This is a genomic window from Rheinheimera texasensis (assembly GCF_964031785.1).
GTDB classification, from domain to species: domain Bacteria; phylum Pseudomonadota; class Gammaproteobacteria; order Enterobacterales; family Alteromonadaceae; genus Pararheinheimera; species Pararheinheimera texasensis_A.
The window spans coordinates 307,477-332,598 of sequence record NZ_CAXIRE010000021.1 but is presented as its reverse complement, the minus strand read 5'-3'; the positions used below and the strand labels follow the sequence as shown (position 1 = coordinate 332,598).

Here is a 25,122-nt window from a genome sequence, read left to right as displayed (position 1 = left end):
TTACATCCGGAACACGCCAAAGCGTGTCTCTTCAATCGGCGCATTGAGCGCAGCCGCTAACGCCAGACCCACCACCATCCGGCTTTGTGCCGGGTCGATAATGCCGTCGTCCCACAGCCGCGCTGAAGCATAGTAGGGATGTCCTTGTTGTTCGTACTGGGCGATGATCGGCTGTTTCAGGGCGGCTTCCGCTTCTGGCGACAGAGTTTCACCTTTACGCGCTAAGCCGTCTTTGGTGACCTGCGCCATCACGCCGGCAGCCTGTTCGCCGCCCATCACGGAAATCCGCGCGTTCGGCCACATCCACATCATGGTCGGGTCGTAAGCGCGGCCACACATGCCGTAGTTACCAGCGCCATAAGAGCCGCCAATTAACAGCGTGAATTTTGGCACTTTGGCGCAGGACACGGCAGTCACCATCTTGGCACCGTGTTTGGCGATACCTTCGGCTTCGTATTTCTGGCCGACCATAAAACCGGTGATGTTCTGTAAAAACAGCAACGGAATTTTGCGCTGGCAACAGAGTTCAATAAAATGTGCGCCTTTTTGCGCCGATTCAGAGAATAAAATCCCGTTATTGGCGACGATGCCAATCGGATTACCGAAAATACGCGCAAAACCACAGACCAGCGTTGGGCCATACAGCTGCTTAAATTCATCAAAATCAGAGCCATCGACAATGCGCGCTATCACTTCCCGCACGTCAAACGGTTTTTTCAGATCAGTACCGACAATGCCGTACAGCTCTTGCGCGTCATATAAAGGCTCTTCGCTGGCTTTGACATCGCGCAATACCGGCGTTTCACGGTTTAAACGGGATACGGCGTTACGGGCCAGTTGCAGCGCATGCTCGTCGTTTTGTGCGTAGTGGTCGGCCACGCCGGAAATGCGGCAATGCACGTCGGCGCCGCCTAAATCTTCAGCGCTGACTTCTTCGCCGGTGGCGGCCTTCACCAGCGGCGGGCCGGCGAGGAATATGGTGCCTTGTTCTTTGACAATAATAGATTCATCGGCCATCGCCGGCACATAAGCGCCACCAGCGGTACAAAGGCCCATCACCACGGCAATTTGCGGAATGCCTTTGGCCGACATATTCGCCTGATTAAAGAAAATACGGCCAAAATGCAGTTTGTCCGGGAATACATCATCCTGGCGTGGCAGGTTGGCGCCGCCGGAATCGACCAGATAAATACAGGGCAGGTGGCAACGCTCGGCAATTTCCTGGGCGCGTAAATGCTTTTTCACCGTCAGCGGGTAATAAGTACCGCCTTTGACTGTGGCGTCGTTGGCGACCACCATACATTCGATGCCATTCACACGGCCAATGCCGGCGACCACGCCGGCAGCCGGTACATAGTCGTCATAACATTCCCAGCCGGCAAACTGACCGACTTCAAGAAATGGCGAGCCGGGGTCGAGTAATTTCTGAATACGGTCGCGGGCGAACAATTTGCCACGCGCGACATGGCGGGCGATCAGGCTTTCGCCACCGCCGAGTTTAATTTGCTGCACTTTATTATTCAGGTCGTCGACCAGCACCTGCATGGCCGCAGCGTTTTGCTGAAATTCAGCGCTTCGTGTGTTGATTTTACTGGTAATTTTGCTCACTGCATTCACCTGTCCAGTCAGATCCCGCGCCACGGGATAAAAAAACGGCAGCTCCAGGCTGCCGCTCCAGTCATTATTTCGTTTCGTTAAACAGCTCGCGGCCAATCAGCATGCGGCGAATTTCCGAGGTGCCGGCGCCGATTTCATAGAGTTTGGCGTCGCGTAATAAACGGCCTGTTGGGTATTCGTTGATATAACCGTTACCGCCCAGCAGCTGAATGGCATCCAGCGCCATTTTGGTGGCGAGTTCCGCGCTGTACAGAATGACAGCGGCGGCGTCTTTACGGGTGGTTTCACGGCGATCACAAGCCTTGGCGACTGTGTAAACATAAGCTTTGGCGGCATTCATCTGGGTGTACATGTCGGCCAGTTTGCCCTGTACCAGCTGGAATTCACCAATCGACTGGCCGAATTGTTTGCGGTCATGCAGGTAAGGTACAACGATGTCCATACAGGCTTGCATAATGCCGAGCGGACCGCCGGATAACACCAGCCGCTCGTAATCGAGGCCCGACATGAGCACTTTCACGCCACTGCCGATTTCACCCAGTACGTTTTCTGCCGGTACTTCACAATCTTCAAATACCAGCTCGCAAGTGTTGGAGCCACGCATGCCGAGTTTGTCGAGTTTTTGCGCCTGGCTGAAACCTTTAAAGCCGCGCTCGACGATAAAAGCGGTGATACCTTTGCTGCCGGCGTTGACGTCAGTTTTGGCGTAAATCACATAAGTGTGTGCATCGGGGCCATTGGTGATCCACATCTTGTTGCCGTTCAGCACATAGACGTCGCCTTTTTTCTCGGCGCGTAATTTCATCGACACCACGTCAGAACCGGCGTTTGGCTCAGACATCGCTAAGGCGCCGATATGCTCACCTGAGCAGAGCTTTGGCAGATATTTTTGTTTTTGTGCTTCAGTGCCGTTACGGAAAATCTGGTTCACACACAGATTCGAGTGCGCGCCGTAAGATAATGCGACAGATGCCGAAGCGCGGCTGATTTCTTCCATCGCCACGACGTGCTCGAGATAACCCAGGCCAGAGCCGCCGTATTTTTCGTCAACTGTGATACCGAGTAAGCCTAAATCACCAAACTTGCGCCACAGGTCATTCGGAAAGGCATTGTCATGGTCAATTTGGGCGGCGCGTGGTGCAATTTCTTCGCGGGCAAAAGCGTTGACTTGTTCGCGGATCATGTCCACGGTTTCGCCTAAGTCAAAGTTCAGTGTTTTGTAGTGGCTAATCATTGGTTTATCCCCGTTTGCCTGTGAAGGGCGGATGGTTGATTTGAAATGGGTTATTTATTGGCAGTGTTATGTTCACTGCTTTTTAATTCGGTGTGTTTAAGCTCGCTGCTGCGGGCTTCAGTCAGCGTGTCACGACAGCGTTTTTCGACGGTGATGAGTTCCATCAATACCACTTTGATGTCATCGAGTTGCTGATGCAGTTCAGTTTTTTTCAATTCAATCAGCTGTAACATGGTGGTGAGCTGCGTGACGCTGGATTTGTCGGCGTCATAAAGTTCAAACAACTGGCCGGTCTCGGCGAGACTAAAACCGAGGCGTTTGCCACGCAGAATGAGCTTCAGACGCACCCGGTCGCGTTTGCTGTAAATGCGGGTCTGGCCCTGGCGTTGTGGCGTCAGCAACCCCTGATCTTCATAGAAGCGGATGCTGCGGGTTGTGATATCGAACTCTTTTGCCAGTTCGCTGATGCTATAAGTTGTCTGTTCTTTTTCAGTCATAAAGGCCACCATCGGATCTGCGGCTCACTATAAGTGAAGTTTACGTAAAGGTAAAGCTGGTGGGCGAGCGAGTACAGCGTGTCGCTGCGCTACCGAATTCTGTAAATCCAATAAATACAACAGGATAATTGAGAAAATTCTGCAGTTTTGCCCCTGTGCGGTTGATGGCTTCGCGACTTACATAGGGATAATCCGTAAAGGCTGGCTGCCAAAATGACTAGCCTGTGGCAGCTAATACAGACAAATCGTAACAACTGATAAGACCAAAGTGCAGCATGGTTGACGTTGGCGTAAACGTAAATTTGGTGTAGGCTCAGCGACAATTCGGTTGAAGCAGCCTTCAGTAAGGAAAAGCATGTCTGAGCAAATCGTGATTGTTGGTGCCAAGCGCACGGCGATGGGTGGTTTTATGGGTGGCCTGAGCGATGTGACAGCGCCGGATTTAGGTGCTGTGGCCATCAAAGCCGCATTGGAACAAGCCGGCATCAGCGGTGACAACGTCAGCGAAGTGCTGATGGGTTGTGTGTTACCGGCAGGTCTCGGTCAGGCGCCGGCGCGTCAGGCGGTATTAAAGGCTGGTCTGCCGCTGTCAGCTGGCGCCACCACGCTGAATAAAGTTTGTGGCTCAGGCTTAAAAACCGTGATGCTGGCGCACGATTTGTTAAAAGCCGGCAGTGCTGATGTGGTAGTCGCCGGTGGTATGGAGTCAATGACCAACGCGCCATATCTGCTGCCAAAAGCCCGCGCTGGCATGCGGATGGGCCACGGCGAAGTCAAAGATCACATGATGCTGGACGGTCTGGAAAACGCTTATGACGGCAAAGCCATGGGCTGTTTTGCTCAAGGCACCGCCAACGAACAGGGCTTTAGCCGCGAAGATATGGACCGTTTTGCCATCCAGTCGACCACGCGCGCGCAGCAAGCCATCGCTAATGGCGCATTCGCCGCTGAAATTGCTCCTGTCACTATCCAAAGCCGTAAAGGCGAAGTGGTATTTGCCACCGACGAACAACCAGGCAACGCCAAAATCGACAAAATTCCAGGCCTGCGCCCGGCGTTTGCCAAAGACGGCACTATCACTGCCGCCAACTCTTCTTCTATTTCTGATGGCGCGGCGGCCTTAGTGCTGATGCGCGCAGCTGATGCCAAAGCGCACAACTGTGACGTGCTGGCGACTGTTGTTGGCCACGCCACTCATTCGATGGAACCAGCGCTTTTTACCGTTGCTCCTGTAGGCGCTATGCAAAAACTACTGAATAAACTCGGTTGGGGCGTGCATGACGTTGACCTGTGGGAAATCAACGAAGCCTTCGCCATGGTCACTATGCTGGCGGTCAAAGAGCTGGGTCTCGATGAAGCCAAAGTCAACGTCAACGGCGGCGCTTGTGCTTTAGGTCATCCAATCGGGGCTTCAGGTGCCCGTATTCTGGTGACGTTAATTCACGCATTAAAAGCCCGTGGCCTCAAACGCGGTATCGCATCGCTGTGTATCGGCGGCGGTGAAGCAGTAGCATTGGCGGTTGAAGTCGCTTAATCAATTTCGTTAAAAAAGCCGGCAAACAGCCTAAGCGCCTGAAACAACAGGCGCAACCAGGTAAAAAAACAACAGGGTCAGCTCCATGAGTTGGAGTAACCGGGCGCCCGCAAGAAGCACAGACTTCGGGCGCCAGCAAATTACAGTGACCGGCCAGCCGGTTAAAGACAATCGCAGCGGCCGCTCAGAAGGCAGGCCGCGCAACGGGGAAAATGCTATGACAACTCAGGTTCAGCTGTTTATCGATGGCGAATTTGTTCACTCAAAAAGTGAAAAACTGATCCCGGTCACCAATCCGGCCACTCAGGAAGTGATTGCGCAGGTGCCTTGTGCTACTGCGGACGAAATGGCGCAGGCCATCGCTTCTGCCAAAACTGCGTTCCAAAGCTGGAAAGAAACACCGGTTTCTGAGCGTGCGCGCTTGATGATGCGTTTTGCCGTGCTGTTAAAAGAACATCAGGCCGAAATCGCCGACATTATTTGCCGTGAACTGGGTAAAACCATTGAAGATGCCAAAGGCGACGTCTGGCGTGGTATTGAAGTGGTGGAACAAGCGGCCAATATCCCGTCGCTGATGATGGGCGAAACCGTTGAAAACGTTGCCCGGTCTATTGATACCTATAGCTACATTCAGCCACTCGGTGTTTGCGCTGGTATTACGCCATTTAACTTCCCGGCGATGATCCCGCTGTGGATGTTCCCGATGGCCATCGCATGCGGCAATACTTTTGTGTTAAAGCCATCTGAGCAAGACCCGATGACGGTCAACCGTATCGCAGAACTCTTTGCCCAGGCCGGCGCGCCAAAAGGTGTGTTACAAGTGGTGCACGGCGGCAAAGAGCAGGTCGATGTGCTGCTGCATCACCCGGATATCAAAGCGATTTCTTTTGTTGGCTCGGTCAACGTCGGCCAATACATCTACAAAACCGGTACTGATAACCTCAAACGCGTACAGGCTTTTGCCGGCGCGAAAAACCATATGGTCATCATGCCGGATGCCAATAAACAACAAGTGGTCAATGCCTTAGTGGGTGCTTCAGTCGGTGCTGCCGGTCAGCGTTGTATGGCGATTTCTGTTGCGGTGTTTGTGGGTGCTGCGGCGGAATGGATCCCGGAAGTGGCGGCAGCGATTGGTAAAGTCCGTCCTGGCGTCTACACAGATCCAAATGCGGCCTATGGCCCGCAAATCAGCCCGCAAGCCAGAGCGCGTGTGCTGTCGCTGATTGCCAAAGGTAAAGAAGAGGGCGCGACCTGTTTATTAGACGGCTCTGGTGTTGTAGTCGACGGTTATCCAAACGGGAACTGGGTCGGTCCTACTGTGTTCAGCAATGTCACGACTGATATGACCATTTATAAAGAAGAGATCTTCGGCCCGGTGTTGACGACTATGACCGTCGATTCTCTCGATGCTGCCATCGGTGTCGTCAACGCCAGTCCATACGGCAACGGCACCTCGATTTTTACCGCCAGTGGTCATGCGGCGCGTAAATATCAACACGAAATCGAAGTGGGTCAGGTCGGGATTAATATCCCAATTCCGGTACCACTGCCGTTTTTCTCCTTCACCGGCTGGAAAGGTTCGTTCTACGGCGACCAGCATGCGTACGGCAAACAAGCGGTGCGCTTCTACACTGAGACCAAAACTATCACAGCGCGTTGGTTTGACGACGAAGTGCAGGTGTCAGGTCCGAATATGTCGATCAATCTGCGTTAATACCAAGCAAAGCCACCGAGTAAACACCGGTGGCTTTGCCAATATGTTTTATCAAGTCCGGTCATCATTTCCAATCACAGCGGCTGGTCTTAAAACACTGAGGTCCAAGCATGAATTTTAATTTAACCGAAGATCAAAAAGCCTTTGCCGACACAGCACGCCAGTTTGCTGAAACTGAACTGGCACCATTTGCCGCGCAGTGGGATCGTGAACATCATTTCCCAAAAGATGTCCTGCAAAAAGCCGGTGAGCTGGGTTTTTGTAGCCTGTACACACCGGAAGATGCCGGTGGTTTAGGTTTGTCACGGCTGGATTCATCGATTATTTTTGAACAGCTGGCGATGGGGTGTACCGCGACGACGGCGATGCTGACCATCCACAATATGGCGACCTGGATGATTGCGACCTGGGGCACAGAAGCGGTGAAAGCTGCCTGGTGTCCGACTTTGGTGACTGGTGAGCAGCTTGCGTCTTATTGCTTAACAGAACCGGGCTCAGGCTCGGATGCAGCTTCTTTGCGTACCAGCGCAAGAAAAGACGGTGACAGCTATGTCATCAACGGTTCAAAAATGTTTATCTCGGGCGCCGGCAGCACTGAAGTGCTGGTGGTGATGGCGCGTACCGGTGAAGCCGGTCCAAAAGGCATTTCGGCTTTTGTGGTGCCTGCTGATGCTGAAGGCGTGATTTATGGCAAAGCCGAAGAGAAAATGGGCTGGAATGCGCAGCCGACCCGTTTAGTCACTTTTGACAATGTGCGGGTGCCTGCGGAGAACTTATTAGGCGCCGAAGGCCAGGGTTTCACCTTTGCGATGAAAGGCTTGGACGGTGGCCGCATCAATATCGCCACTTGTTCTATTGGTACTGCCCAGCAGGCGCTGAACACCGCCCGTAATTACATGTTGGAGCGCGAACAATTCGGCAAACCGCTGGCGGCGTTCCAGGCGCTGCAGTTTAAACTGGCGGATATGGCGACTGAACTGGTGGCAGCGCGTCAGCTGGTGCGTTTAGCCGCTTTTAAACTGGACCAACAGGACGCGGAAGCCACTGCTTATTGCGCTATGGCGAAACGGTTTGCTACTGATATCGGTTTTCAGGTCTGTGATCAGGCGCTGCAAATCCACGGCGGTTATGGTTATATCAAAGAATATCCGCTGGAGCGGCATTTCCGCGATGTGCGGGTACACCAGATTTTAGAAGGTACTAATGAAATCATGCGGCTGATCATCGGCCGTCGCTTACTGGATAGCGCAGCCTCTGATATTCTGTAAGTCTGTTTGCAAAACAAGAACAAAGAGCCGGGCTGCCGGATGCAGCCTGCCGCTTGTCATACCGATTAAGGGATCCCTATGGCCCAGTTAAATCTTGAATTTCGTGGTCACACCGCATTGCTGACCATGTCCAATCCGCCAGCCAATACCTGGACGCAGGACACTTTGACTGCTTTGCGTGACACTGTGCGCAGCCTCAATCAAAACAACGACGTTTATGCCTTAGTGATCACCGGTGAGGGTCAGAAATTTTTCTCCGCCGGCGCTGATTTAAAACTATTTGCTGACGGCGATAAAGCCGTGGCCAGCGATATGGCGCGGATTTTTGGTGAAGCTTTTGAAACTTTAAGCCAGTTCCGTGGTGTGTCGATCGCCGCCATTAATGGTTATGCCATGGGTGGTGGCCTCGAAGTCGCGCTGGCCTGTGATATCCGCATTGCCGAAACGCAGGCACAACTGGCGTTACCGGAAGCCAAAGTCGGGTTATTGCCTTGTGCCGGTGGCACCCAAAATCTGGCCTGGCTGGTGGGTGAAGGCTGGGCCAAACGGATGATCCTCTGCGGTGAACGTCTGTCGGCCGACAAAGCCTTACAAATTGGCCTGGTTGAAGAAGTGGTCGGCACTGGCGAAGCACTGTCTGCCGCTTTGGCACTGGCGGACAAAGTCGCTGAGCAAAGCCCGTCTGCTGTAACGGCCTGTAAAAAACTGATCCAACAGGGCCGCAGTGGCGCTATTAATGCCGCATTGCCGCTCGAGCGGGAGCTGTTTGTCGGTTTGTTTGATACTCAAGATCAGGTCGAAGGCGTTAGCGCCTTTTTGCAAAAACGCCCGCCACAATGGGTGAACGGTTAAGGAGCCTGGTATGACCGAAATCACGCAAAACCAGGCTGTTGTACTGTTCAGCGAACTGACGGCCGACAATGGCAAAAAAATTGGCGTAGCGACGCTTAACAGTGAAAAGTCACTGAATGCGCTGAGTCTGCCGATGGTAGAACTGCTGCTGCCACAAATGCAGCAGTGGAAAGACAATCCGGACATCGCCATGGTGTTGTTACAGGGAGCAGGTGACAAAGCCTTCTGCGCCGGTGGTGACATCCGCGATTTATACCACACGATGAAAGCCAGTCCCGGTACTTTTCAGCCTTATGTCACTGAGTTTTTTACCAAAGAATATACGCTGGATTACCTTATCCACACTTTTGACAAACCGGTGCTGGTGTGGGGGAACGGTATTGTGATGGGTGGCGGTTTAGGCTTGATGGCCGGCGCCTCGCACCGGGTCGTCACGGCCGCCAGCCGTATTGCCATGCCGGAAATGGCGATTGGTTTGTATCCGGATGTTGGTGGCAGCTGGTTTTTAAACCGGATGCCAGCCGGTTGTGGTTTGTTTTTAGGTCTGACTGGTGCGTCTATTAATGCTGCCGACGCTAAGTTTATTGATTTAGCTGACTTTTATATTCCGCATGATAAACGGCAGTTAGTAGTTGAAGCTTTGCTCAGCATCCGCTGGGGCAATACGGTGGTGCTGAATCATCAGAAGTTATCAGACTTGCTGATGAGCATTGAGACGCAGACGTTAAATCAACAGCCGGCCAGTCAAATTCGTTTACATCAGGCACCTATCGCCGCGCTCGCGAAGACACCGGACTTGCCCGCGGCTATTGATGCCATTCTGGCGATGCCGAACGAAGACAGCTGGCTTGGTAAAGCCAAGGCGTCTTTACGGTACGGCAGCCCCATCACGGCGCATATTGTTTACCGTTTGCTGCAGTTAGGGCAGTCGAAAATTCTGGCCGACAGTTTCCGCTTAGAGCTTGGCCTCAGTGTGCAATGCGGCAAACTCGGCGAATTTAGCGAAGGTGTGCGGGCGTTATTGATTGATAAAGACCAGCAGCCGCAGTGGTTGTACCCGGACGTGGCGTCAGTACCGGTGGCTGTGATTGACGAATTGTTCAGTTCACCCTGGTCGGCCGCCGAGCATCCGCTGGCAGCACTGGGCCGGCTGCATCCACCACAATAAATACAGGCAGATGCTGGGTAAAACGCATCGCGAACAGGGGAGAATTCTATGCAAGTTGTTGCTTTTATTGGTCTTGGCAATATGGGCGGCCCGATGGCGCTGAACCTGCAAAAAGCCGGGTTTCAGGTGCAGGCCTTTGATTTAAATAAAGACGCTTTAGCTGCTGTTGCTGCAGAAGGGGCCAAAGCGGCCGATTCAGCGCGTGCGGCAGTGCAGGGCGCTGATTTCGTGATTTCGATGCTACCAGCTGGCAAACACGTGATTGGTTTGTATCAGGACGTGCGCAGTGAGATTAAAGCCGGCGCTTTGGTGCTGGATTGTTCGACTATCGATGCACAAAGCGCGCGTCAGGTTGGTGCTTTACTGGCTGATGCCGGCATTGCTTTTATTGATGCACCGGTATCCGGCGGCGTGGGTGGTGCCAAAGCCGGTACTCTGACTTTTATCGTTGGCGGCTCTGCCGAGAACTTCCAGCGTGCCAACGACGTCCTATCGGCGATGGGCAAAAATCTGTTCCATGCCGGGGATGTTGGCGCCGGGCAAATCGCCAAAATCTGCAACAACATGCTGTTGTCGGTGTTGATGGTCGGCACCAGTGAATCGCTGCAGCTGGGTATTGATAACGGTCTGGATCCGAAAGTGTTGTCTGAGATTATGCTCAAAAGCTCAGGCCGCAATTGGACACTGGAACTGTATAACCCATGCCCGGACGTGTTGCCAAACGTGCCTGCCAGCAACAACTATCAGGGCGGTTTTATGGTCGACCTGATGGCAAAAGATTTGGGCCTTGCCAGCGAATGTGCGCAGCAAAGCCAGTCCACCACGCCGATGGGGGCATTAGCGCGTAATTTGTATGTGCAGCATCAGCGGCAGGGCAACGGTAAACTCGATTTCTCCAGTATTTTCCGTTTTTTCAGTAAAAAATAACTGCCGTGGGCAGATAGGTTAACGCGATGAATTTAAAAGACAAAGTCATAGTGATCACTGGCGGCGCACAGGGCCTTGGTCTCGAAATGGCGCGGATGTGTGCGGACAACGGCGCGGCGCTGGCGCTCATTGATATGAACGCCGAGCAGCTCGCTGCTGCTGCGACAGAGCTGTGCGCTTCCGGTGTGCGGGTTGAAACTTATGCCGCAAACGTCTCGGATGAAGCCAGTGTTGAACAGACATTTGCGGCTATTGCGGCGGATTTTGGCGCTATTGACGGCCTGATTAACAACGCCGGTATTTTACGTGATGGGCTGCTTTTGAAATACAAAGACGGGCAGCTCACCGGCAAAATGCCGCTGCAGCAGTTCCAGTCTGTGATTGATGTCAACCTGACTGGTGTGTTCCTGTGTGGCCGTGAAGCGGCCGCTTTGATGGTGCAAACCGGCCGCAAAGGCGTCATCATCAATATGTCGAGTGTGGCGCGCGGTGGCAATATGGGCCAGACCAATTACGCAGCCTCAAAAGCCGGCGTGGTGGCGATGACTGTGACCTGGGCGCGGGAACTGGGCCGTTATGGCATTCGGGTCGGTGCTATTGCACCGGGCGTCATTCGCACTGCAATGACCGATGCGATGAAGCCGGAAGCTCGTGACCGTTTAGTGGCGATGAAACCGGTTGGCCGTTTAGGTGAGGCAGCCGAGATTGCGCACACCGCCAAGTATATCTTCGAAAACGACTTTTTCACCGGCCGGGTGGTTGAGGTCGATGGTGGCATTTCGATGTAGTTTAGAAGCTTAAAAAAATGCCCGCAGATGCGGGCATTTTTTTAAGCGAAGATCAGGCCCGGCTCAATGCCAACTTCAGGCCCAGCGCCACAAACAAAGCGCCTACAGTGCGGTTTAACCACAGTTTGACTTGTTGACTGGTTTTGACTTTTTGTGCGGCCATGGCGGAAGTCCAGGCCAATAACAAACACCACAGCATGCCGTTCAGATTAAAAATGGCGCCTAAAACCAAAAATGCCAGAGTTTTGTCGGCAGCGTCCGGTGCGACAAACTGCGGTAAAAACGCCAGAAAAAACAACGCTACTTTTGGATTTAACACATTAGTCAGCAGGCCCTGGCGGTAAATCGTGCCGAGTGAAGCCGGCGTTGGTGCGGCTTGTGCCGTGCTGGTCGCTGTTTTTGTGCGTAACATCTGTACGCCGATATACAGTAAATAAGCGGCGCCGAGTAACTTAATCAGTAAAAATGCTTCAGCTGAGGTAGCGAGCAGCGCAGATAAGCCAAAGGCTGCCGCGGCAATATGCACACAAGTCCCACTGCAAATACCCAGCACGGCTGCGACGCCGGCTTTAAAACCCTGACCGGCACTTCGCGCCATGATGAGGATAGAATCCGGCCCTGGCGTCATATTCAGTAATAATCCCGAGATAACAAATAACCATAAGTCCTGCGTGCCGAACATAAAACCTCCGTTACCAAGTTTCAGCGCAGTAAAAAAGAAGGGGAGCCAAGCTCCCCTTCGTCATCAGTCGATTAAACCGTAGTGCTGCTTCAGCACTGCGATAATTTCCGCCTTCGGATCAGCCGACAGTTCGATGCGCCGGCCTATTACTTTCTCGGCAATGCCCAGATAAGTGCGCGAAATATCCATCATCACTTCAGTCGGCAACAGGTTGTCGCGGGCGAGAGCCACGCGCTCCGGCATCCGGTCTTTATTCAGCAGAATATCCGGGTCCGGGAAGTGATTGAGCAGCCACTGGCGGAAGCCTTCTTTGGATTGCTCAACAATTTGGCCGTCGCGCCAGCAAGCGCCATCCCAAATCCGCGAACTGTCAGGCGTGCCGACTTCATCCATATAAATCAGTTTGCTGGTGCCTTGGGTGTCTTTGACATAACCAAATTCAAATTTTGTGTCGACAAACATTTGGTCAAGCGCAGCCAAAGCGTCGCTTATCACGGCAAAGCCTTGTTTTAACAGCTTTTCATACAAAGCGATGTCTGACAGCTGTTCAAAGCCAAAGGCCTGATAATGGCGTTCAATGTCAGCGCGGGAAATGTTGACGTCATCGGCTTCCGGCACGCCGGCAAGACCGGTCAGAATACCTTTGGTCGATGGGGTGATTAGAATTTCCGGCAGCTTTTGCTCTTTTTGCAGGCCTTCCGGCAGCGTGATGCCACAGAATTCGCGTTCACCTTTGCTGTACGCTCGCCACATGGAGCCGGTTATATATTGCCGGGCAATGGCTTCGATTTTCACCGGCCGGGCTTTTTGTACAATCCACACCAGCGGGTGCGGGATATCGAGAATATGACTGTCGGCCAAACCATGTTGTTTAAATAACGAAAACCAGTGATTTGAAATTGCGTTTAGCGCAGCGCCTTTGCCTGGTACGCCGTTCAGGCCGTTTTCACCTTGCCAGATACAGTCAAAGGCGGAAATACGGTCGCTGATCACCATGATGGCGAGCGGGGTGTCGGCCGGCACCGGGTAGTTTTTCTCGCGGATAAGACGGGCGCTGTCCTGTTCGGTCAGCCAGTAAACACTGCGGACTTTGCCGGAATGTACAGGTAAATGCGTGCGGATCGGCAGATCATCGTTGACCGCCAGGACCTGAGTTGCAAGAGTCATGATCACTTCTTCTGTCGCTGAAAAAAGGCGGGCCTGAGTGTAGCAGAAAGGGCGCTTTAACTGAATCGGTGGCAGCAGTTTATCTGTGCTCTGATATGATAAGGGCCCAACAATAAAGACATGACGCCGGAGTTTTCCATGTCAGCGCCCGCTGCAGCTGTACAGCCTGATGCTTGCCCTTTGTGTCAGCATCCGGCAACAACACCTTATTACACAGATAAAACGCGCCAATACTGGCATTGCCCGGTCTGTCAGCTGGTATTTGCCAGCCGGCAAAGTTTACTGAGCAACGACGCCGAACTGGCAATCTATCAGCAGCATCAGAATGACCCATACGATGCTGGTTACCGGCAATTCTTAAGCAAACTGGCGGCACCTTTGCTGCAGCGCCTTGGCACAGCGCCGTTGTCGGGACTGGATTTTGGTGCAGGCCCCGGGCCGACTTTGTATCTGTTACTTGAGCAAGGCGGGCATCAGGTCAACAATTACGACCCGTACTTCGCGCCGGACGTGGCGTTGCTTGAGCGTCAGTATGATTTCATCTGCTCAACAGAAGCGATAGAGCATTTTTATCAGCCGGCGACTGAATGGCAGCTCTGGCTGAATTTGTTAAAACCAGAAGGCTGGCTTGGGCTGATGACGCGGTTAAGGCCGGAGCATCCTACTGACTTTGCCAAATGGCACTACAAAAATGACCCGACACACGTCAGTTTCTTTCATGCGGAGACCTTTTTATGGCTGGCAAGGCGTGATGGTTTTGCAGTAGAAATTATTGGACCTGATGTGGTGATTCTAAAGAGAGAATCAGTCGCCGGGCGGAGCTAAGCGATGCAAGCTTTTCACGGATCAGACAGCAAAGATGTAGTGCACAGGGACTTAGTTAGGGTATTAGTGCAGCATATCCTGCAATATCGGCTGAAAATTTTTGCCATCAGCGGCGCGCAGGGCAGTGGTAAAACAACCTTAGCCGGAGCGCTGCAACAAGCATTGCAGCAATGTGGCATCTGTGTGGGCGTGGTGTCACTCGATGATTATTATTTAAGCCGGCGCGAACGTGCGCAACTGGCAGAACAAGTCCATCCGTTGCTGATAAATCGCGGTGTGCCAGGTACCCATCAAATCACCCGGCTGCAGCAAGATGTAACGGCGCATCTTGCTGGTAAGCCTTTGACTTTGCCACGCTTTGATAAAGCGCTGGATGATGTGGTGGCGGATTTGCCGCTTCGTCACTACGACGTGCTGATTATTGAAGGCTGGTGTCTCGGCGCTTTGCCACAAAACGCAGCTGAACTTGCTGTGCCGGTCAATGCGTTAGATCTATTGCCGGATGCGGCGCATTGGCGACAGTTTCAGAATAACCAGTTACAACAGTATTATCAGCCGCTTTGGTCTTTATTGCAGCCAATGTTGTACCTGCAGGCGCCGGACTGGCCGACCGTCTGTGTCTGGCGGCAGCAGCAGGAAGCGGCGTTATGGCGCGAGCGTGGTGTTGGTATGGATAAAGTTGCTCTATTTAAGTTTATGTTGCCGTTTCAGCGCTGGACTGAAGCGATGTTGCGGGGCGAACTGGCAGGCCAGCCGCTGCTGTTAGCGCTTGATAAAAACCGGCAAATAGTCACACCTCTACCTTCAGCACTCAGCAATTTCTCGGCTAAGTCACAGAACTGACAGCAAAAAGTTGCTAAATTCTGCACAGTATCGTCATACTGCTATGGCACATTTAACAGTCGTTGCCGGGCAGCAAACTATTGTTGCAAACGCAACCCAAGCACCAGGAGTTTTGCGATGCCAGCCTTGTTAAGGACCGTTCTGGCGCTGCTTGCCGGCGTGGTCGTGACCTTCTTTACTATTTCTGCAGTCGAGCAGCTTGGTCATATTCTGTACCGCGCACCGGTTGGACTCGACTGGCAGGACAGTTCTGCCGTTTCGGCTTATTTAAAACAGTTACCGGTCGGTGCCTTGTTGTTAGTCCTGGCAGGCTGGTTGCTGGGTATTTTTACCGGACTTACCGCTGCGACCTTGTTGGCCGGCCGTTGCCGCGGTCGTTTTGCTCTGGCGATCGGTAGTCTGGTGTTTTTAGGTGCCGTTTCGAATTTTTATCTGTTGCCGCACCCGATGTGGCTGATGGTCGTGAGTCTCATCACTATCCCACTGGTTACTTTGCTGTGCTGGTGGGCACTGAAAAAACGTTTTGGTCAACCGGTGTTGACCCCGGAAGGAGAACAACAATGACGGAAGTACGTTTATTGGGTATTTGTGGCAGCCTGCGTCAGGCATCACACAATATGACTTTGCTCAAAACCGCGCAGCAACTGTTGCCGCAAGGCGTGAGGCTTGAGATAGCCGATTTAACTGAAGTGCCATTTTTTAATGCTGACCTAACCACTAAGCCAGCTGCCGTCGTCGCGTTATTGGCCGCGATGGAGCAAGCCGACGGCTTTATTTTCGCCTGTCCGGAATACAATTATTCGATTGCGCCAGCGCTGAAAAATGCGTTGGATTGGGCATCGCGGGAGCCGGACAATCGACTGTTGGTGGGCAAAGCAGCCGCTATTATGGGCGCTGGTGGTGGCATGGGCACGTCGCGGGCGCAATATCATTTGCGTCAGGTCGGAGTGTATCTGGATCTGCATTTTGTCAATAAACCTGAAGTATTTGTCAATGCGTTCAGTGGCGTGTTCGCCGCTGATGGCGCGCTGCAGGATGAAAAAATCCGCGGCACTATTGCGGCGCAGCTGGTTGCTTTGCAAGCTCTGGTTTTAAGATGCAAAAAATGATGTGGCTGGGTCGGTTTAAGCAGACTTTCATCGCACTGGCTTTGTCTGTCGCGGCACTGCAGGTTTCTGCAGTGCCGGAAACCGCGCTGGCGACGCGTTACCAGACTGAGATCCAGACTTTCTGGCAACAACAGGTCAATACCGGCACTATGACAACGCCGGATGGCACAAAGTTGGCTTATGCCTATGTGCTGCCGCCACAGGCCCGATATGCGCTGGTATTAGTGCAAGGGCGCACGGAAGCCTATCTGAAATATCAGGAGCTGTATTTTGATTTGGCCGCGCAAGGTGTAGCGGTATTTAGCCTGGACCATCGTGGTCAGGGCATGCCATCGCGGGAACTCGGAGACCCGCATAAAGGCCATATCACTGATTTTGCGTTATACAGCCAGGATCAACAGCAATTTATTGCGGAAGTAGTCAAACCTCAGACGCAATTACCACTGAACCTGTTAGCACATTCAATGGGTGGCGCTGTTGCTGTGCAATTACTGGCGCGGCAGCCGGCGCTGTTCCAGCGTGTGGTGCTGACATCGCCGATGATAGCGCCGAATGCGACTGTGGCGTTTTCTGAGCAGGATGGTTGTTATCTGGCCGCCGCTTTTGACTGGACTTGTCCGGATTGTTATGCCGGTTTTGTGGCCCAGCCGTACCCCTTTGATCAGAGCTTTGCTGACAATATCCTGACCAGCTCTAAGACCCGTTATCAGTTATTTCGGGATTTGTATCAGCAGCAGCCGCAGCTTCAGCTTGGCGGTCCGACCTGGTCCTGGTTATCACAGGCCTGTAATGTTGCAGAGCAAATGCCGCAGTTGGCCCGACAAATCAAAACGCCGGTGCTGATGCTGCAGTCCGGTGCTGAGCAGGCTGTCAGTAACAGTGCGCAACAGCAATTTTGTCAGGAATTGGGACCACTTTGCGCGGGCGGAAAGGTTGAGACATTTGCCGGCGCAAAACATGAACTGCTGTTTGAAGCGGATCATCATCGTGATCTGGCACTGCAGAAAATCATCGCGTTTTTAGCTGAAGCTAAATAGTCGGGTGCTAAGCCGCGGGGTTCTAAGCCGAAGTATGGCGTGATCTCAATGCGCTAAAACCCAGATAAAAAAAGAGCCAGCAATTGCTGGCTCTTGTCTTTTCGCCTGAGTTATTCGACTGAAGGCGGCTTCGTCATTGGTGCAACAGCAGACTGGCGGGCTGAGGCAGAACCAGCAGTACCTTCGACTGTGGCTTTGGCTTCATATTGCACGCCTTGTGGCACGACGGCAGGGCTGTCGTCCACGACTGCGACAGGTTTAGTCATAGTCGCAACCACCATATTGCCATAACGGTTGGCTTTTGCCGCCGGAGCCTTGGCTGGCGTCGTCACAACGGCTGGCGCAGGTGCTTCTGCTGCAGCAACTTCGACCACCGCAGTTTCAACCGGTACAACAACAGCAGGCTCTGGCTGAGCTGCTGTTTCGGCTACGGTCTCAACTGGTGCAACAACTTCAGTCACAACAGCTGCTGCAGGCGCTGCAACTTCCGCGACTGGCGCAGCTGGTGCTGCGGCAATGACAGCTTCGACCACAGCTTCTGATGCAGCAACGTCTGTCGCGGCAACTTCAGTGGTTTCCACCACTTTCGGTTCGCGCTGACGTTGACGGCGCGGTTTTGCCGGCGCAGCTTCAGCTGCTGGTGCATCGGCTACAGCGATTTCTTCCACAGTCGCGACTACAACTTCTGCATTTGCAGCAGCTGTCGGTTCAGCAGCAATTGGCAAGTCTAATTGCTGTTCGGCGCTGACCACATCTTCTTCCGGGTAACGGGCGTCAACAGCATCGTCAGTATCACCTTGTTGCTGTTCTTTTTTGCGTTTCTGACCAGCGGCACGTAAATGGCGTGGTGAGCGACGGCTGCGGCTGCGGTTTTCGCCGTTAGCTGCATCTGCGGCTTCTGCCTGGTTGTCTGATGCTTCAGCGTTGATGTCAGTTGTGACTGGCTCAGCGGCGATATCAGTTGCAACTGCAACCACCGGCTGTTCAGCCGGAGCTACTACCACGGCCACAGGTTCTGCAACGATCTGCAGTTCTGTTTCTACACCTTGTTCAGCCTGTTGCTGTTTATCAAGGCGCACCGATTTACGCATATTACGGCGCTGACGGCGCTCTGCCACTTTGCTGGATGATGGAATTTCGTCATCAGCGTCAACCACTGGCGTCGGGCGCGGTGCCTTCTCAACCTGTGGCTTTTTGTCAAGACGCTCAGTCCGTTCGATACGCTCAGCACGTTCCGGACGCTCGGCACGTTCTGGTCTGTCAGCTTTCTGTTCCGGACGAGCATTGCGCGGTTTGTCGTTGCGGTCCTGACGTGGCTGACGGGCTTCGTTACGGCTGTCATCCTGCTCGGCACGGCGTTTTTGACCATCGCGGTTGTCCTGACGGTTATCGCTGCGACCATCACGGTTATCACGGCCACCACGACGGTTGCGGCTGTCGCGGTTATTCTGCCGGCGCTGTGGTGCTTCTGCTTTCACTTCCGGCGCTGGTGCTGGTGCGCCAAACAGCGATTTAAAGAAAGCACTGACTTTAGACAACAATCCAGACTCAGCAGCAACCGGGGCCACAGGAGCAGCTTCAGTTTTAACCACCGGCGCGGCCACCGGGGCTGGTGCTTCAGTCATTGAAATGGCAGCAATCGCCGGTTTTTCCTTCACTGCATCAGATACCGGGTGATACAGCGTATTGGTCACTGCCGGCGCTTTCACCAGGTTATAGCTCGACTCTTCAATTTCTTCGTCAATACGAATACGCGTCACTTCGTAATGCGGTGTCTCGTAATGTTCATTTGGAATAATGAAGATACGAATGCCATGACGGGCTTCGATGCGACGGATCGATTCGCGTTTTTCGTTCATCAGGTAAGTTGCGACTGACACTGGCACCTGCGCATGGATCTGGCTGGTGTTGTCTTTAATCGCTTCTTCTTCGATTAAACGTAAAATCGATAATGCAGATGACTCAGTGCTGCGAATAGTGCCGCGACCATGACAGCGTGGGCAGACATGCGTGGCCGATTCGCCTAATGACGGACGCAGGCGCTGACGCGACATTTCCAGCAGACCAAAGCGGGAGATGCGGCCGATTTGGACGCGGGCGCGGTCTTGTTTCACTGCTTCTTTTAAGCGGTTTTCGACTTCACGCTGGTGACGGACCGGCGTCATATCGATGAAGTCGATGACAATCAGACCACCTAAGTCACGCAAACGTAACTGGCGGGCGATTTCATCGGCAGCTTCAAGGTTAGTGTTAAAAGCGGTTTCTTCGATGTCGCCGCCTTTGGTCGCTTTCGACGAGTTGATATCGATGGCGGTTAAGGCTTCGGTTGAATCGATGACAATAGAACCACCGCTTGGCAGGCGCACTTCCCGGCGGAATGCCGATTCAATTTGTGTTTCAATTTGATAATGCATAAACAGCGGCGTTTCGCCCTGATACATTTTCACGCGATGGGCGAAGTCCGGGCGGAACTGCTGGATATACAGTTTGGCTTCTTCAAAAATGCGCGGGTTGTCGATCAAAATCTCACCGACGTCGCGGCGCAGATAGTCACGGATGGCACGGAATACCACGTTGCTTTCCTGATGGATCAGGAATGGTGCAGGGCGGTTTTGTGCTTCTGTGGTGATGGCTGACCAATGTTTCATCAGCGCTTTTAAGTCGTAATCCAACTCTTCGTAAGATTTGCCAACACCTGCGGTGCGGACAATCAACCCCATACCATCCGGCATTTCGAGCTGACCTAAAGAGTCTTTTAATTCCTGCCGTTCATCGCCTTCAATGCGGCGGGAAATACCACCTGCCCGTGGGTTATTTGGCATCAGCACCAGGTAAGAGCCAGCCAGACTGATAAAAGTCGTCAGCGCGGCGCCTTTTTGGCCCCGTTCTTCTTTATCAATTTGAATGATGACTTCCTGGCCTTCGCGCACCACTTCTTTAATGTTCGGGCGACCGTCGAAGGAATAACCTGAAGGGAAATATTCGCGGGAAATTTCTTTTAATGGCAGAAAACCGTGCCGCTCAGCGCCGTAGTCGACGAAAGCTGCTTCCAGGCTAGGTTCAACCCGGGTGATTTTGCCTTTGTAAATATTGGCTTTTTTCTGTTCGTGACCTGGGCTTTCAATATCCAGATCGTATAATTTCTGGCCATCGACCAGCGCAACGCGGATTTCTTCTTCCTGCGTCGCATTAATGAGCATTCTTTTCATTGTGTCTGACTCTTGCATTCAGCCACAACAACAGCGCGCACAATCTATGCGTGTCAGATAACGTCAAACATATAAAAATGCAGTCTCCCGACTGGAATGCTTGAAAATCGATTTAATTATCAATTGTTTTTAAAACAGAACACCAACTGGGTTGTCAGGCCGGTCTGGCATTCATTGAGAATCTGCACACATCGCGTCAGCGTTGCGTTATAGCTTTACTTTTTTGTGTGTTGCTCAGTTAACTGGCAGCTGTGTCGTGCTTCGAACAGTAATAAATTACGCACATTACTGGTTGCACAGAGCATTATTCGTTGGCGGGGAAGATAAAATCGTTGGTTTTCACCACGGATTCGGTATGATCTGCGTCCCGACCGGTGCCTCACAGCTTCTCTTACGTCTTTCTGAGCGCCCTAACGGCCATTTTGGCTCAATTAGCGGGTCGATTATCCCATTAATTAAGTTGCATTAGCAACCTAAATGTAGCAGCAAAAACGCATGACAGATGAAAGAAAAACCCCGGTGCAATTTATTGATGTAGATGCAGAATTCGCCGGTCAACGCATCGACAATTTTTTGTTGGCGCGCCTCAAAGGTGTGCCAAAAAGTGTCATCTACCGCGTGCTGCGAAAAGGAGAAGTTCGGGTCAATAAAGGCCGGATCAAGCCTGAATATAAGTTACAGGCCGGTGACCAGGTCCGGGTGCCGCCGCTGGTGGTGGCTGCTGAAGCCGACCCGGTGTCAGTCAAACTGACTGCAGTGAAAACGCTTGAATCGCACATTTTGTACGAAGACAACGAGCTGATTGTATTAAACAAACCGACCGGCATGGCAGTGCATGGTGGCAGCGGCCTGCAGTTCGGCGCGATCGAAGCACTTCGTGCACTGCGGCCGCAGGCGAAGTTTTTAGAACTGGTGCACCGGTTGGACCGCGATACCTCGGGATGCCTGTTAATTGCGAAAAAACGTTCGATTCTGACCGCTTTACATGAGCAACTGCGCTTAAAGGTTGTCGAGAAAAAATATTGGGCATTAGTGGCCGGCCAATGGGATGGCAAAATCAAAAAAGTCACTGAGCCGCTGAAAAAGAATACCCTGCAAAGTGGTGAGCGGATTGTGCGGGTCGATGAACGTGACGGGAAACCGTCAGAAACCCGGTTTAAAGTGCTGCAACGTTATGAAGAAGGCACTTTGTTAGAAGCTTTTCCGGTGACAGGCCGGACGCACCAAATCCGCGTCCATACTGCTTGTAACGGTCATCCAATTGCCTGTGATGACAAATACGGCGATAACGAATTTACCGGTCAGATGAATGGCCTCGGTCTGAACCGATTGTTCTTACATGCCAAACTCATCAGTTTCGAACATCCGGTGTCAGGTCAACGCCTGACGTTTGAAGCGCCACTGGATAAAGCCTTGAGTCAAGTTCTGACCAGGCTGGTTAAAAAGAAGTAGGGCAGTCTCCGGTATGCAAGATGTCAAAGTAGTGATTTTCGACTGGGATGGCACTGTGATGGATTCCATCGCCAAGATTGTCAACTCAGTGCGGATTACCGCGCAGCGGTTAGCGTTGCCGGTGCCAACTGAGCATGCGGCCAAACAGATTATCGGCTTGTCGCTGGACCCGGCGTTTAGAACCTTGTTTCCGCAGAGTTCAGCTGCAGAACGCGAACTAATGTCAGAACACTATAAAGATGTGTACAGCAATGTAGATTGCACACCAACGCCACTGTTTGACGGCGCAGAACATGTTTTCAGCGCATTACGGCAGCGCGGCTATCAGCTTGCTGTGGCAACAGGTAAAGCCCGTCGTGGTCTGGACCGGATGTTTAATGAAACGAAGACCGGGCATCATTTTGTCACCAGCCGTTGTTCGGATGAGGCGCAAAGCAAACCGCATCCACAAATGCTGGAACATATTCTGGCTGAACTACAACTGACACCGCAGCAGGCTGTGATGATTGGTGATTCACGCTACGACCTGATGATGGCGCACAGTATTGGCATGCATCGGATTGGTGTAACACACGGCGTGCATGGTCATGCTGAATTTGCGCCTTTCGCGCCACATGCAGTGATCGACAACCTGCCGGCGCTGTTAGATATTTTACGTTGAGGATAGCGGGGGGACACCCCCGCGTCCGGTTATATACCCTGCAACAGCAAATCAACGCCAGCGCGCTTTAACATGGCGTGCAGCTTTATCAGCGGCAAGCCAATTAGACTGTTCGGGTCGTCGCCTTCCAGGCGTTCAAATAACGTAATACCTAGCCCTTCTGATTTAAAGCTGCCGGCACAATTCAGCGGTTGCTCGCGTTTTATATAACTGTGGATTTCAGCGTCAGTCAGTTCGCGAAAATGTACAATAAAACGGTCGAGGATTGTTTCGGTCCGATTTGTTAGGGTGTCTGTTACTGACAATCCGGTTAAGAACTGAATCTCTTGACCACTGAAGCTGCGTAACTGAGCAAAAGCACGTTCTTCAGTATGTGGTTTGCCAAGAATTTGGCCATTAAATACCGCGACTTGGTCTGAACCAATGACTAATGCTCCGTCTGCAGCTGAAGTGAGCTGCATAGCAACTGCCTGCGCTTTTGCGGCCGACAAGCGCAAGACCAGCTGTTCAGCTGTTTCACTGTTCAAAGGTGTTTCGTCGACTTCAGGTTTGGCTATCTGAAATTGCGTGGTCAGTTTTTCTAATAATGCGCGACGATAAATGGACGTTGAAGCCAGCCATAATGATTTGGACATATTCTGCCTTTTGTTTGATTGAAGTCGTCAAATGATATGCTGCGCACTATAATATTTTTCTTTGATTTTCGCGTCAGAAAAGTTAACAAAAGTCTGATCAACCCTTTGACAGCAAGGGGATCGATCTATATGATGCGCGCCTTATGCAAAAAGTAAAAATACCAATTACCATCGATCCCGCCCGTGCCGCGCAAAAGCGCAGCAGTTTTGACGGGGTACTGCCGCTGCAAAATCTGACGCGTTTGTCAGAGCAGCTTGTGAAGACAGATGGTGATGTGGCTGTCGTTATTCATTGCGGCAATGACGAGCAAGGTCTGGTCTATATAGAGGGTGAAGCCCACTGTACTGTTCAGGTTCGTTGCGAACGTTGTGGCGATGACATGACAATGCACATAGACAGCAGTTTTGCATATACCCCGATTAAAGGGGATGATTCGGCTCAAGAAGAGATTCCACAACGCTACGACGTGGTCGAAACTGACGAACACGGCGAAGTGAACCTGCGGCAATTGGTTGAGGACGAATTAATTCTGGCTTTGCCACTGTTTCCGATGCACGATGAAGGTCAATGTGACTCCAACAAAGTGCAGATGAGCTGGGGCGAAATAGAGCCGGAACCAGAGAAACCGAATCCATTTGCAATTCTGCAAGAATTGAAGAAAAAGTGATTTTTTAGGAGAAAGACCATGGCTGTACAACAGAACAAAAAATCTCGCGCCCGCCGCGACATGCGTCGTTCACACGACGCGCTGACTGGCCCAACGCTGTCAGTTGACGCAACTACCGGTGAAACGCATCGTCGTCACCACATTACTGCTGACGGTTTCTACAAAGGCCGCAAAGTAAAATAAGTCCCGGTGCACCAAGTGCAACCAACCAGACTTAAAATTGCGTTAGATATGATGGGGGGCGATCATGGCCCCCTATCTACTATTCCTGCAGCCATCGAGGCTGTCACTGAAAATTCCCTGCTTGACCTTATTCTCGTTGGAGACGCAGTAGCGATCCGACAAGCTCTGACCGACGCCGGTTACGCTGAACATCCACAATTGCAAATCCAGCATGCCAGTCAACAAGTGTTGATGACTGACAAGCCTTCTGTTGCCCTTCGCACCAAACGTGATTCTTCCATGCGCGTAGCGCTGGATTTGGTAGAGCAACAAAAAGTGGCCGCCTGTGTCAGCGCCGGTAACACCGGGGCTTTAATTGCCATGGCGCATTATGTGCTGAAGATGCTCAATGGTATCGAAAGACCGGCATTAATCAGCGCCTTGCCGACTACAGCGGGCAGCCCGGTGTTTATGCTGGACCTTGGTGCCACCGTGAATTGTGATTCCGATACGCTGTTTCAGTTTGCTGTGATGGGCGCTGTGATGGCGGAAGAGGTGGAATCTATCCAGCAACCGAAAGTCGCTTTGCTTAATATGGGCGAAGAGGAGATCAAAGGCTCCGACCAGATTAAACGCACCTCATTATTGTTGTCTGAATGCGCTGATATCAATTACATCGGCTATATCGAAGGCAACGATATCTTTTCCGGCAAAGCTGATGTCATCGTCTGTGATGGTTTTGTCGGCAATGTGGCATTAAAAACCTGCGAAGGTGTCGCTAAACTCATCATCAAACGCTTTGAATTTGCGCTGAAAAACAGCATGTCTGCGCATTTATTCGGCTGGATGATCAAACCCCTGCTAAAAAGCATCGGAACTGGTGTGAACCCCGACCACTATAACGGTGCAAGTCTGATAGGATTGCGCGGAATTGTAGTGAAAAGTCATGGAAATGCGACAAAAGAAGCATTTCTCAGTGCCATCCGGCAGGCGGTGCGCGAGGTTGAACGCCAGGTGCCCGCGAAAATAAAAGACCGGTTGGAACACCTATTAATCGATAAAGCGTAGGTCTG

At 52.2% G+C, this 25,122-nt stretch carries 24 protein-coding genes; 17 read left to right on the top strand and 7 right to left on the bottom strand.

Translation table 11 applies throughout. The annotated features are described in order from the left end of the window. From ABNT34_RS13045 to ABNT34_RS13035, 3 genes are all read right to left on the bottom strand, one after another. The gene (locus ABNT34_RS13045; RefSeq protein WP_348733714.1) at nt 1-1,545 is read right to left on the bottom strand and encodes a carboxyl transferase domain-containing protein; all 1,545 of its coding nucleotides are present in this window, start codon (nt 1,543-1,545) and stop codon (nt 1-3) included. Between the two features lie 136 nt (nt 1,546-1,681). Next, the gene (locus ABNT34_RS13040; RefSeq protein WP_348732309.1) at nt 1,682-2,851 is read right to left on the bottom strand and encodes an isovaleryl-CoA dehydrogenase; all 1,170 of its coding nucleotides are present in this window, start codon (nt 2,849-2,851) and stop codon (nt 1,682-1,684) included. Nucleotides 2,852-2,901: 50 nt separating this feature from the next. Then, a complete protein-coding gene (locus tag ABNT34_RS13035) occupies nt 2,902-3,348 on the bottom strand; it encodes a MerR family DNA-binding transcriptional regulator (RefSeq protein ID WP_348732307.1) in 447 nt (148 codons plus the stop codon). Between the two features lie 355 nt (nt 3,349-3,703). Between ABNT34_RS13035 and ABNT34_RS13030 the strand changes: the two genes are divergently transcribed. The 7 genes from ABNT34_RS13030 (at nt 3,704) to ABNT34_RS13000 (ending at nt 11,599) form a co-directional block, all read left to right on the top strand. Next, nucleotides 3,704-4,882 carry an acetyl-CoA C-acyltransferase gene (locus tag ABNT34_RS13030; protein ID WP_348732305.1) on the top strand — a complete coding sequence of 393 codons (1,179 nt, stop codon included), beginning with the start codon at nt 3,704-3,706 and terminating at the stop codon, nt 4,880-4,882. Nucleotides 4,883-5,099: 217 nt separating this feature from the next. Beyond that, entirely contained in the window at nt 5,100-6,596 is a 1,497-nt protein-coding gene (locus tag ABNT34_RS13025; RefSeq protein WP_348732303.1) for a CoA-acylating methylmalonate-semialdehyde dehydrogenase, read from the top strand. 110 nt (nt 6,597-6,706) lie between these two features. Then, nucleotides 6,707-7,864 (top strand): acyl-CoA dehydrogenase family protein, encoded by a 1,158-nt coding sequence (locus tag ABNT34_RS13020; RefSeq protein WP_348732301.1) that lies wholly within the window; start codon nt 6,707-6,709, stop codon nt 7,862-7,864. Nucleotides 7,865-7,942: 78 nt separating this feature from the next. After that, complete coding sequence (locus ABNT34_RS13015; protein WP_348732299.1) at nt 7,943-8,716, top strand: enoyl-CoA hydratase; 774 nt, start codon at nt 7,943-7,945, stop codon at nt 8,714-8,716. Nucleotides 8,717-8,726: 10 nt separating this feature from the next. Beyond that, the gene (locus tag ABNT34_RS13010; protein ID WP_348732297.1) at nt 8,727-9,884 is read left to right on the top strand and encodes an enoyl-CoA hydratase/isomerase family protein; all 1,158 of its coding nucleotides are present in this window, start codon (nt 8,727-8,729) and stop codon (nt 9,882-9,884) included. Between the two features lie 48 nt (nt 9,885-9,932). After that, complete coding sequence (gene mmsB, locus ABNT34_RS13005; protein ID WP_348732295.1) at nt 9,933-10,811, top strand: 3-hydroxyisobutyrate dehydrogenase; 879 nt, start codon at nt 9,933-9,935, stop codon at nt 10,809-10,811. 26 nt (nt 10,812-10,837) lie between these two features. Next, on the top strand, nt 10,838-11,599 hold the full coding sequence (locus ABNT34_RS13000) for an SDR family oxidoreductase (protein WP_348732293.1): 762 nt from the start codon (nt 10,838-10,840) through the stop codon (nt 11,597-11,599). A gap of 52 nt (nt 11,600-11,651) precedes the next feature. Here the strand turns inward: ABNT34_RS13000 and ABNT34_RS12995 are convergent, their stop codons facing one another. Further along, a complete protein-coding gene (locus tag ABNT34_RS12995) occupies nt 11,652-12,281 on the bottom strand; it encodes a LysE family translocator (RefSeq protein ID WP_348732291.1) in 630 nt (209 codons plus the stop codon). Nucleotides 12,282-12,344: 63 nt separating this feature from the next. Further along, nucleotides 12,345-13,448 (bottom strand): phosphoribosylaminoimidazolesuccinocarboxamide synthase, encoded by a 1,104-nt coding sequence (locus ABNT34_RS12990; RefSeq protein ID WP_348732289.1) that lies wholly within the window; start codon nt 13,446-13,448, stop codon nt 12,345-12,347. A 138-nt stretch (nt 13,449-13,586) separates the two neighbouring features. Between ABNT34_RS12990 and ABNT34_RS12985 the strand changes: the two genes are divergently transcribed. The 5 genes from ABNT34_RS12985 (at nt 13,587) to ABNT34_RS12965 (ending at nt 17,262) form a co-directional block, all read left to right on the top strand. Beyond that, nucleotides 13,587-14,273: a class I SAM-dependent methyltransferase gene (locus tag ABNT34_RS12985; protein WP_348732287.1), complete on the top strand. Its 687-nt coding sequence runs from the start codon at nt 13,587-13,589 to the stop codon at nt 14,271-14,273. Between the two features lie 3 nt (nt 14,274-14,276). Further along, entirely contained in the window at nt 14,277-15,116 is an 840-nt protein-coding gene (locus ABNT34_RS12980; RefSeq protein ID WP_348732285.1) for a kinase, read from the top strand. Nucleotides 15,117-15,233: 117 nt separating this feature from the next. Further along, a complete protein-coding gene (locus tag ABNT34_RS12975) occupies nt 15,234-15,680 on the top strand; it encodes a hypothetical protein (RefSeq protein WP_348732284.1) in 447 nt (148 codons plus the stop codon). Then, nucleotides 15,677-16,225, top strand: coding sequence for an NAD(P)H-dependent oxidoreductase (locus ABNT34_RS12970; RefSeq protein ID WP_348732282.1), 549 nt, complete (start codon nt 15,677-15,679; stop codon nt 16,223-16,225). Before ABNT34_RS12975 ends, ABNT34_RS12970 begins: the two co-directional genes overlap by 4 nt. Beyond that, entirely contained in the window at nt 16,213-17,262 is a 1,050-nt protein-coding gene (locus tag ABNT34_RS12965) for an alpha/beta fold hydrolase (protein WP_348732281.1), read from the top strand. The genes ABNT34_RS12970 and ABNT34_RS12965 overlap by 13 nt, the downstream gene beginning before the upstream one ends. Before the next feature lie 110 nt (nt 17,263-17,372). On the opposite strand, the gene rne is transcribed toward ABNT34_RS12965, so the two are convergent. After that, nucleotides 17,373-20,471, bottom strand: coding sequence for a ribonuclease E (gene rne / locus ABNT34_RS12960; RefSeq protein WP_348732279.1), 3,099 nt, complete (start codon nt 20,469-20,471; stop codon nt 17,373-17,375). 495 nt (nt 20,472-20,966) lie between these two features. Between rne and rluC the strand changes: the two genes are divergently transcribed. Together rluC and ABNT34_RS12950 are read left to right on the top strand one after the other, a co-directional pair. Further along, nucleotides 20,967-21,923: a 23S rRNA pseudouridine(955/2504/2580) synthase RluC gene (gene rluC, locus ABNT34_RS12955; RefSeq protein ID WP_348732277.1), complete on the top strand. Its 957-nt coding sequence runs from the start codon at nt 20,967-20,969 to the stop codon at nt 21,921-21,923. Between the two features lie 13 nt (nt 21,924-21,936). Beyond that, nucleotides 21,937-22,584, top strand: coding sequence for an HAD-IIIA family hydrolase (locus ABNT34_RS12950; protein WP_348732275.1), 648 nt, complete (start codon nt 21,937-21,939; stop codon nt 22,582-22,584). A gap of 29 nt (nt 22,585-22,613) precedes the next feature. Here ABNT34_RS12950 and ABNT34_RS12945 read toward each other — a convergent pair whose 3' ends face one another. Further along, nucleotides 22,614-23,219, bottom strand: a complete 606-nt coding sequence (locus ABNT34_RS12945) for a Maf family protein (RefSeq protein ID WP_348732273.1) — start codon at nt 23,217-23,219, stop codon at nt 22,614-22,616. Nucleotides 23,220-23,362: 143 nt separating this feature from the next. Between ABNT34_RS12945 and yceD the strand changes: the two genes are divergently transcribed. The 3 genes from yceD to plsX are packed head-to-tail and all read left to right on the top strand — an operon-like array spanning nt 23,363 to nt 25,117. Next, nucleotides 23,363-23,887 carry a 23S rRNA accumulation protein YceD gene (gene yceD, locus ABNT34_RS12940; RefSeq protein WP_348732271.1) on the top strand — a complete coding sequence of 175 codons (525 nt, stop codon included), beginning with the start codon at nt 23,363-23,365 and terminating at the stop codon, nt 23,885-23,887. 18 nt (nt 23,888-23,905) lie between these two features. Next, nucleotides 23,906-24,070: a 50S ribosomal protein L32 gene (gene rpmF, locus ABNT34_RS12935; RefSeq protein ID WP_031564938.1), complete on the top strand. Its 165-nt coding sequence runs from the start codon at nt 23,906-23,908 to the stop codon at nt 24,068-24,070. 6 nt (nt 24,071-24,076) lie between these two features. Beyond that, nucleotides 24,077-25,117 carry a phosphate acyltransferase PlsX gene (gene plsX, locus ABNT34_RS12930; protein WP_348732268.1) on the top strand — a complete coding sequence of 347 codons (1,041 nt, stop codon included), beginning with the start codon at nt 24,077-24,079 and terminating at the stop codon, nt 25,115-25,117. Nucleotides 25,118-25,122 lie beyond the last annotated feature (5 nt).

Excerpts from the sequence above, each read along its gene's own strand:
- ABNT34_RS13045 (WP_348733714.1), bottom strand. The coding sequence starts at position 1,545 with ATGCAGGTGCTGGTCGACGACCTGAATAATAAAGTGCAGCAAATTAAA.
- ABNT34_RS13040 (WP_348732309.1), bottom strand. The coding sequence starts at position 2,851 with ATGATTAGCCACTACAAAACACTGAACTTTGACTTAGGCGAAACCGTG.
- ABNT34_RS13035 (WP_348732307.1), bottom strand. The coding sequence starts at position 3,348 with ATGACTGAAAAAGAACAGACAACTTATAGCATCAGCGAACTGGCAAAA.
- ABNT34_RS13030 (WP_348732305.1), top strand. The coding sequence starts at position 3,704 with ATGTCTGAGCAAATCGTGATTGTTGGTGCCAAGCGCACGGCGATGGGT.
- ABNT34_RS13025 (WP_348732303.1), top strand. The coding sequence starts at position 5,100 with ATGACAACTCAGGTTCAGCTGTTTATCGATGGCGAATTTGTTCACTCA.
- ABNT34_RS13020 (WP_348732301.1), top strand. The coding sequence starts at position 6,707 with ATGAATTTTAATTTAACCGAAGATCAAAAAGCCTTTGCCGACACAGCA.
- ABNT34_RS13015 (WP_348732299.1), top strand. The coding sequence starts at position 7,943 with ATGGCCCAGTTAAATCTTGAATTTCGTGGTCACACCGCATTGCTGACC.
- ABNT34_RS13010 (WP_348732297.1), top strand. The coding sequence starts at position 8,727 with ATGACCGAAATCACGCAAAACCAGGCTGTTGTACTGTTCAGCGAACTG.
- mmsB (WP_348732295.1), top strand. The coding sequence starts at position 9,933 with ATGCAAGTTGTTGCTTTTATTGGTCTTGGCAATATGGGCGGCCCGATG.
- ABNT34_RS13000 (WP_348732293.1), top strand. The coding sequence starts at position 10,838 with ATGAATTTAAAAGACAAAGTCATAGTGATCACTGGCGGCGCACAGGGC.
- ABNT34_RS12995 (WP_348732291.1), bottom strand. The coding sequence starts at position 12,281 with ATGTTCGGCACGCAGGACTTATGGTTATTTGTTATCTCGGGATTATTA.
- ABNT34_RS12990 (WP_348732289.1), bottom strand. The coding sequence starts at position 13,448 with ATGACTCTTGCAACTCAGGTCCTGGCGGTCAACGATGATCTGCCGATC.
- ABNT34_RS12985 (WP_348732287.1), top strand. The coding sequence starts at position 13,587 with ATGTCAGCGCCCGCTGCAGCTGTACAGCCTGATGCTTGCCCTTTGTGT.
- ABNT34_RS12980 (WP_348732285.1), top strand. The coding sequence starts at position 14,277 with ATGCAAGCTTTTCACGGATCAGACAGCAAAGATGTAGTGCACAGGGAC.
- ABNT34_RS12975 (WP_348732284.1), top strand. The coding sequence starts at position 15,234 with ATGCCAGCCTTGTTAAGGACCGTTCTGGCGCTGCTTGCCGGCGTGGTC.
- ABNT34_RS12970 (WP_348732282.1), top strand. The coding sequence starts at position 15,677 with ATGACGGAAGTACGTTTATTGGGTATTTGTGGCAGCCTGCGTCAGGCA.
- ABNT34_RS12965 (WP_348732281.1), top strand. The coding sequence starts at position 16,213 with ATGCAAAAAATGATGTGGCTGGGTCGGTTTAAGCAGACTTTCATCGCA.
- rne (WP_348732279.1), bottom strand. The coding sequence starts at position 20,471 with ATGAAAAGAATGCTCATTAATGCGACGCAGGAAGAAGAAATCCGCGTT.
- rluC (WP_348732277.1), top strand. The coding sequence starts at position 20,967 with ATGACAGATGAAAGAAAAACCCCGGTGCAATTTATTGATGTAGATGCA.
- ABNT34_RS12950 (WP_348732275.1), top strand. The coding sequence starts at position 21,937 with ATGCAAGATGTCAAAGTAGTGATTTTCGACTGGGATGGCACTGTGATG.
- ABNT34_RS12945 (WP_348732273.1), bottom strand. The coding sequence starts at position 23,219 with ATGTCCAAATCATTATGGCTGGCTTCAACGTCCATTTATCGTCGCGCA.
- yceD (WP_348732271.1), top strand. The coding sequence starts at position 23,363 with ATGCAAAAAGTAAAAATACCAATTACCATCGATCCCGCCCGTGCCGCG.
- rpmF (WP_031564938.1), top strand. The coding sequence starts at position 23,906 with ATGGCTGTACAACAGAACAAAAAATCTCGCGCCCGCCGCGACATGCGT.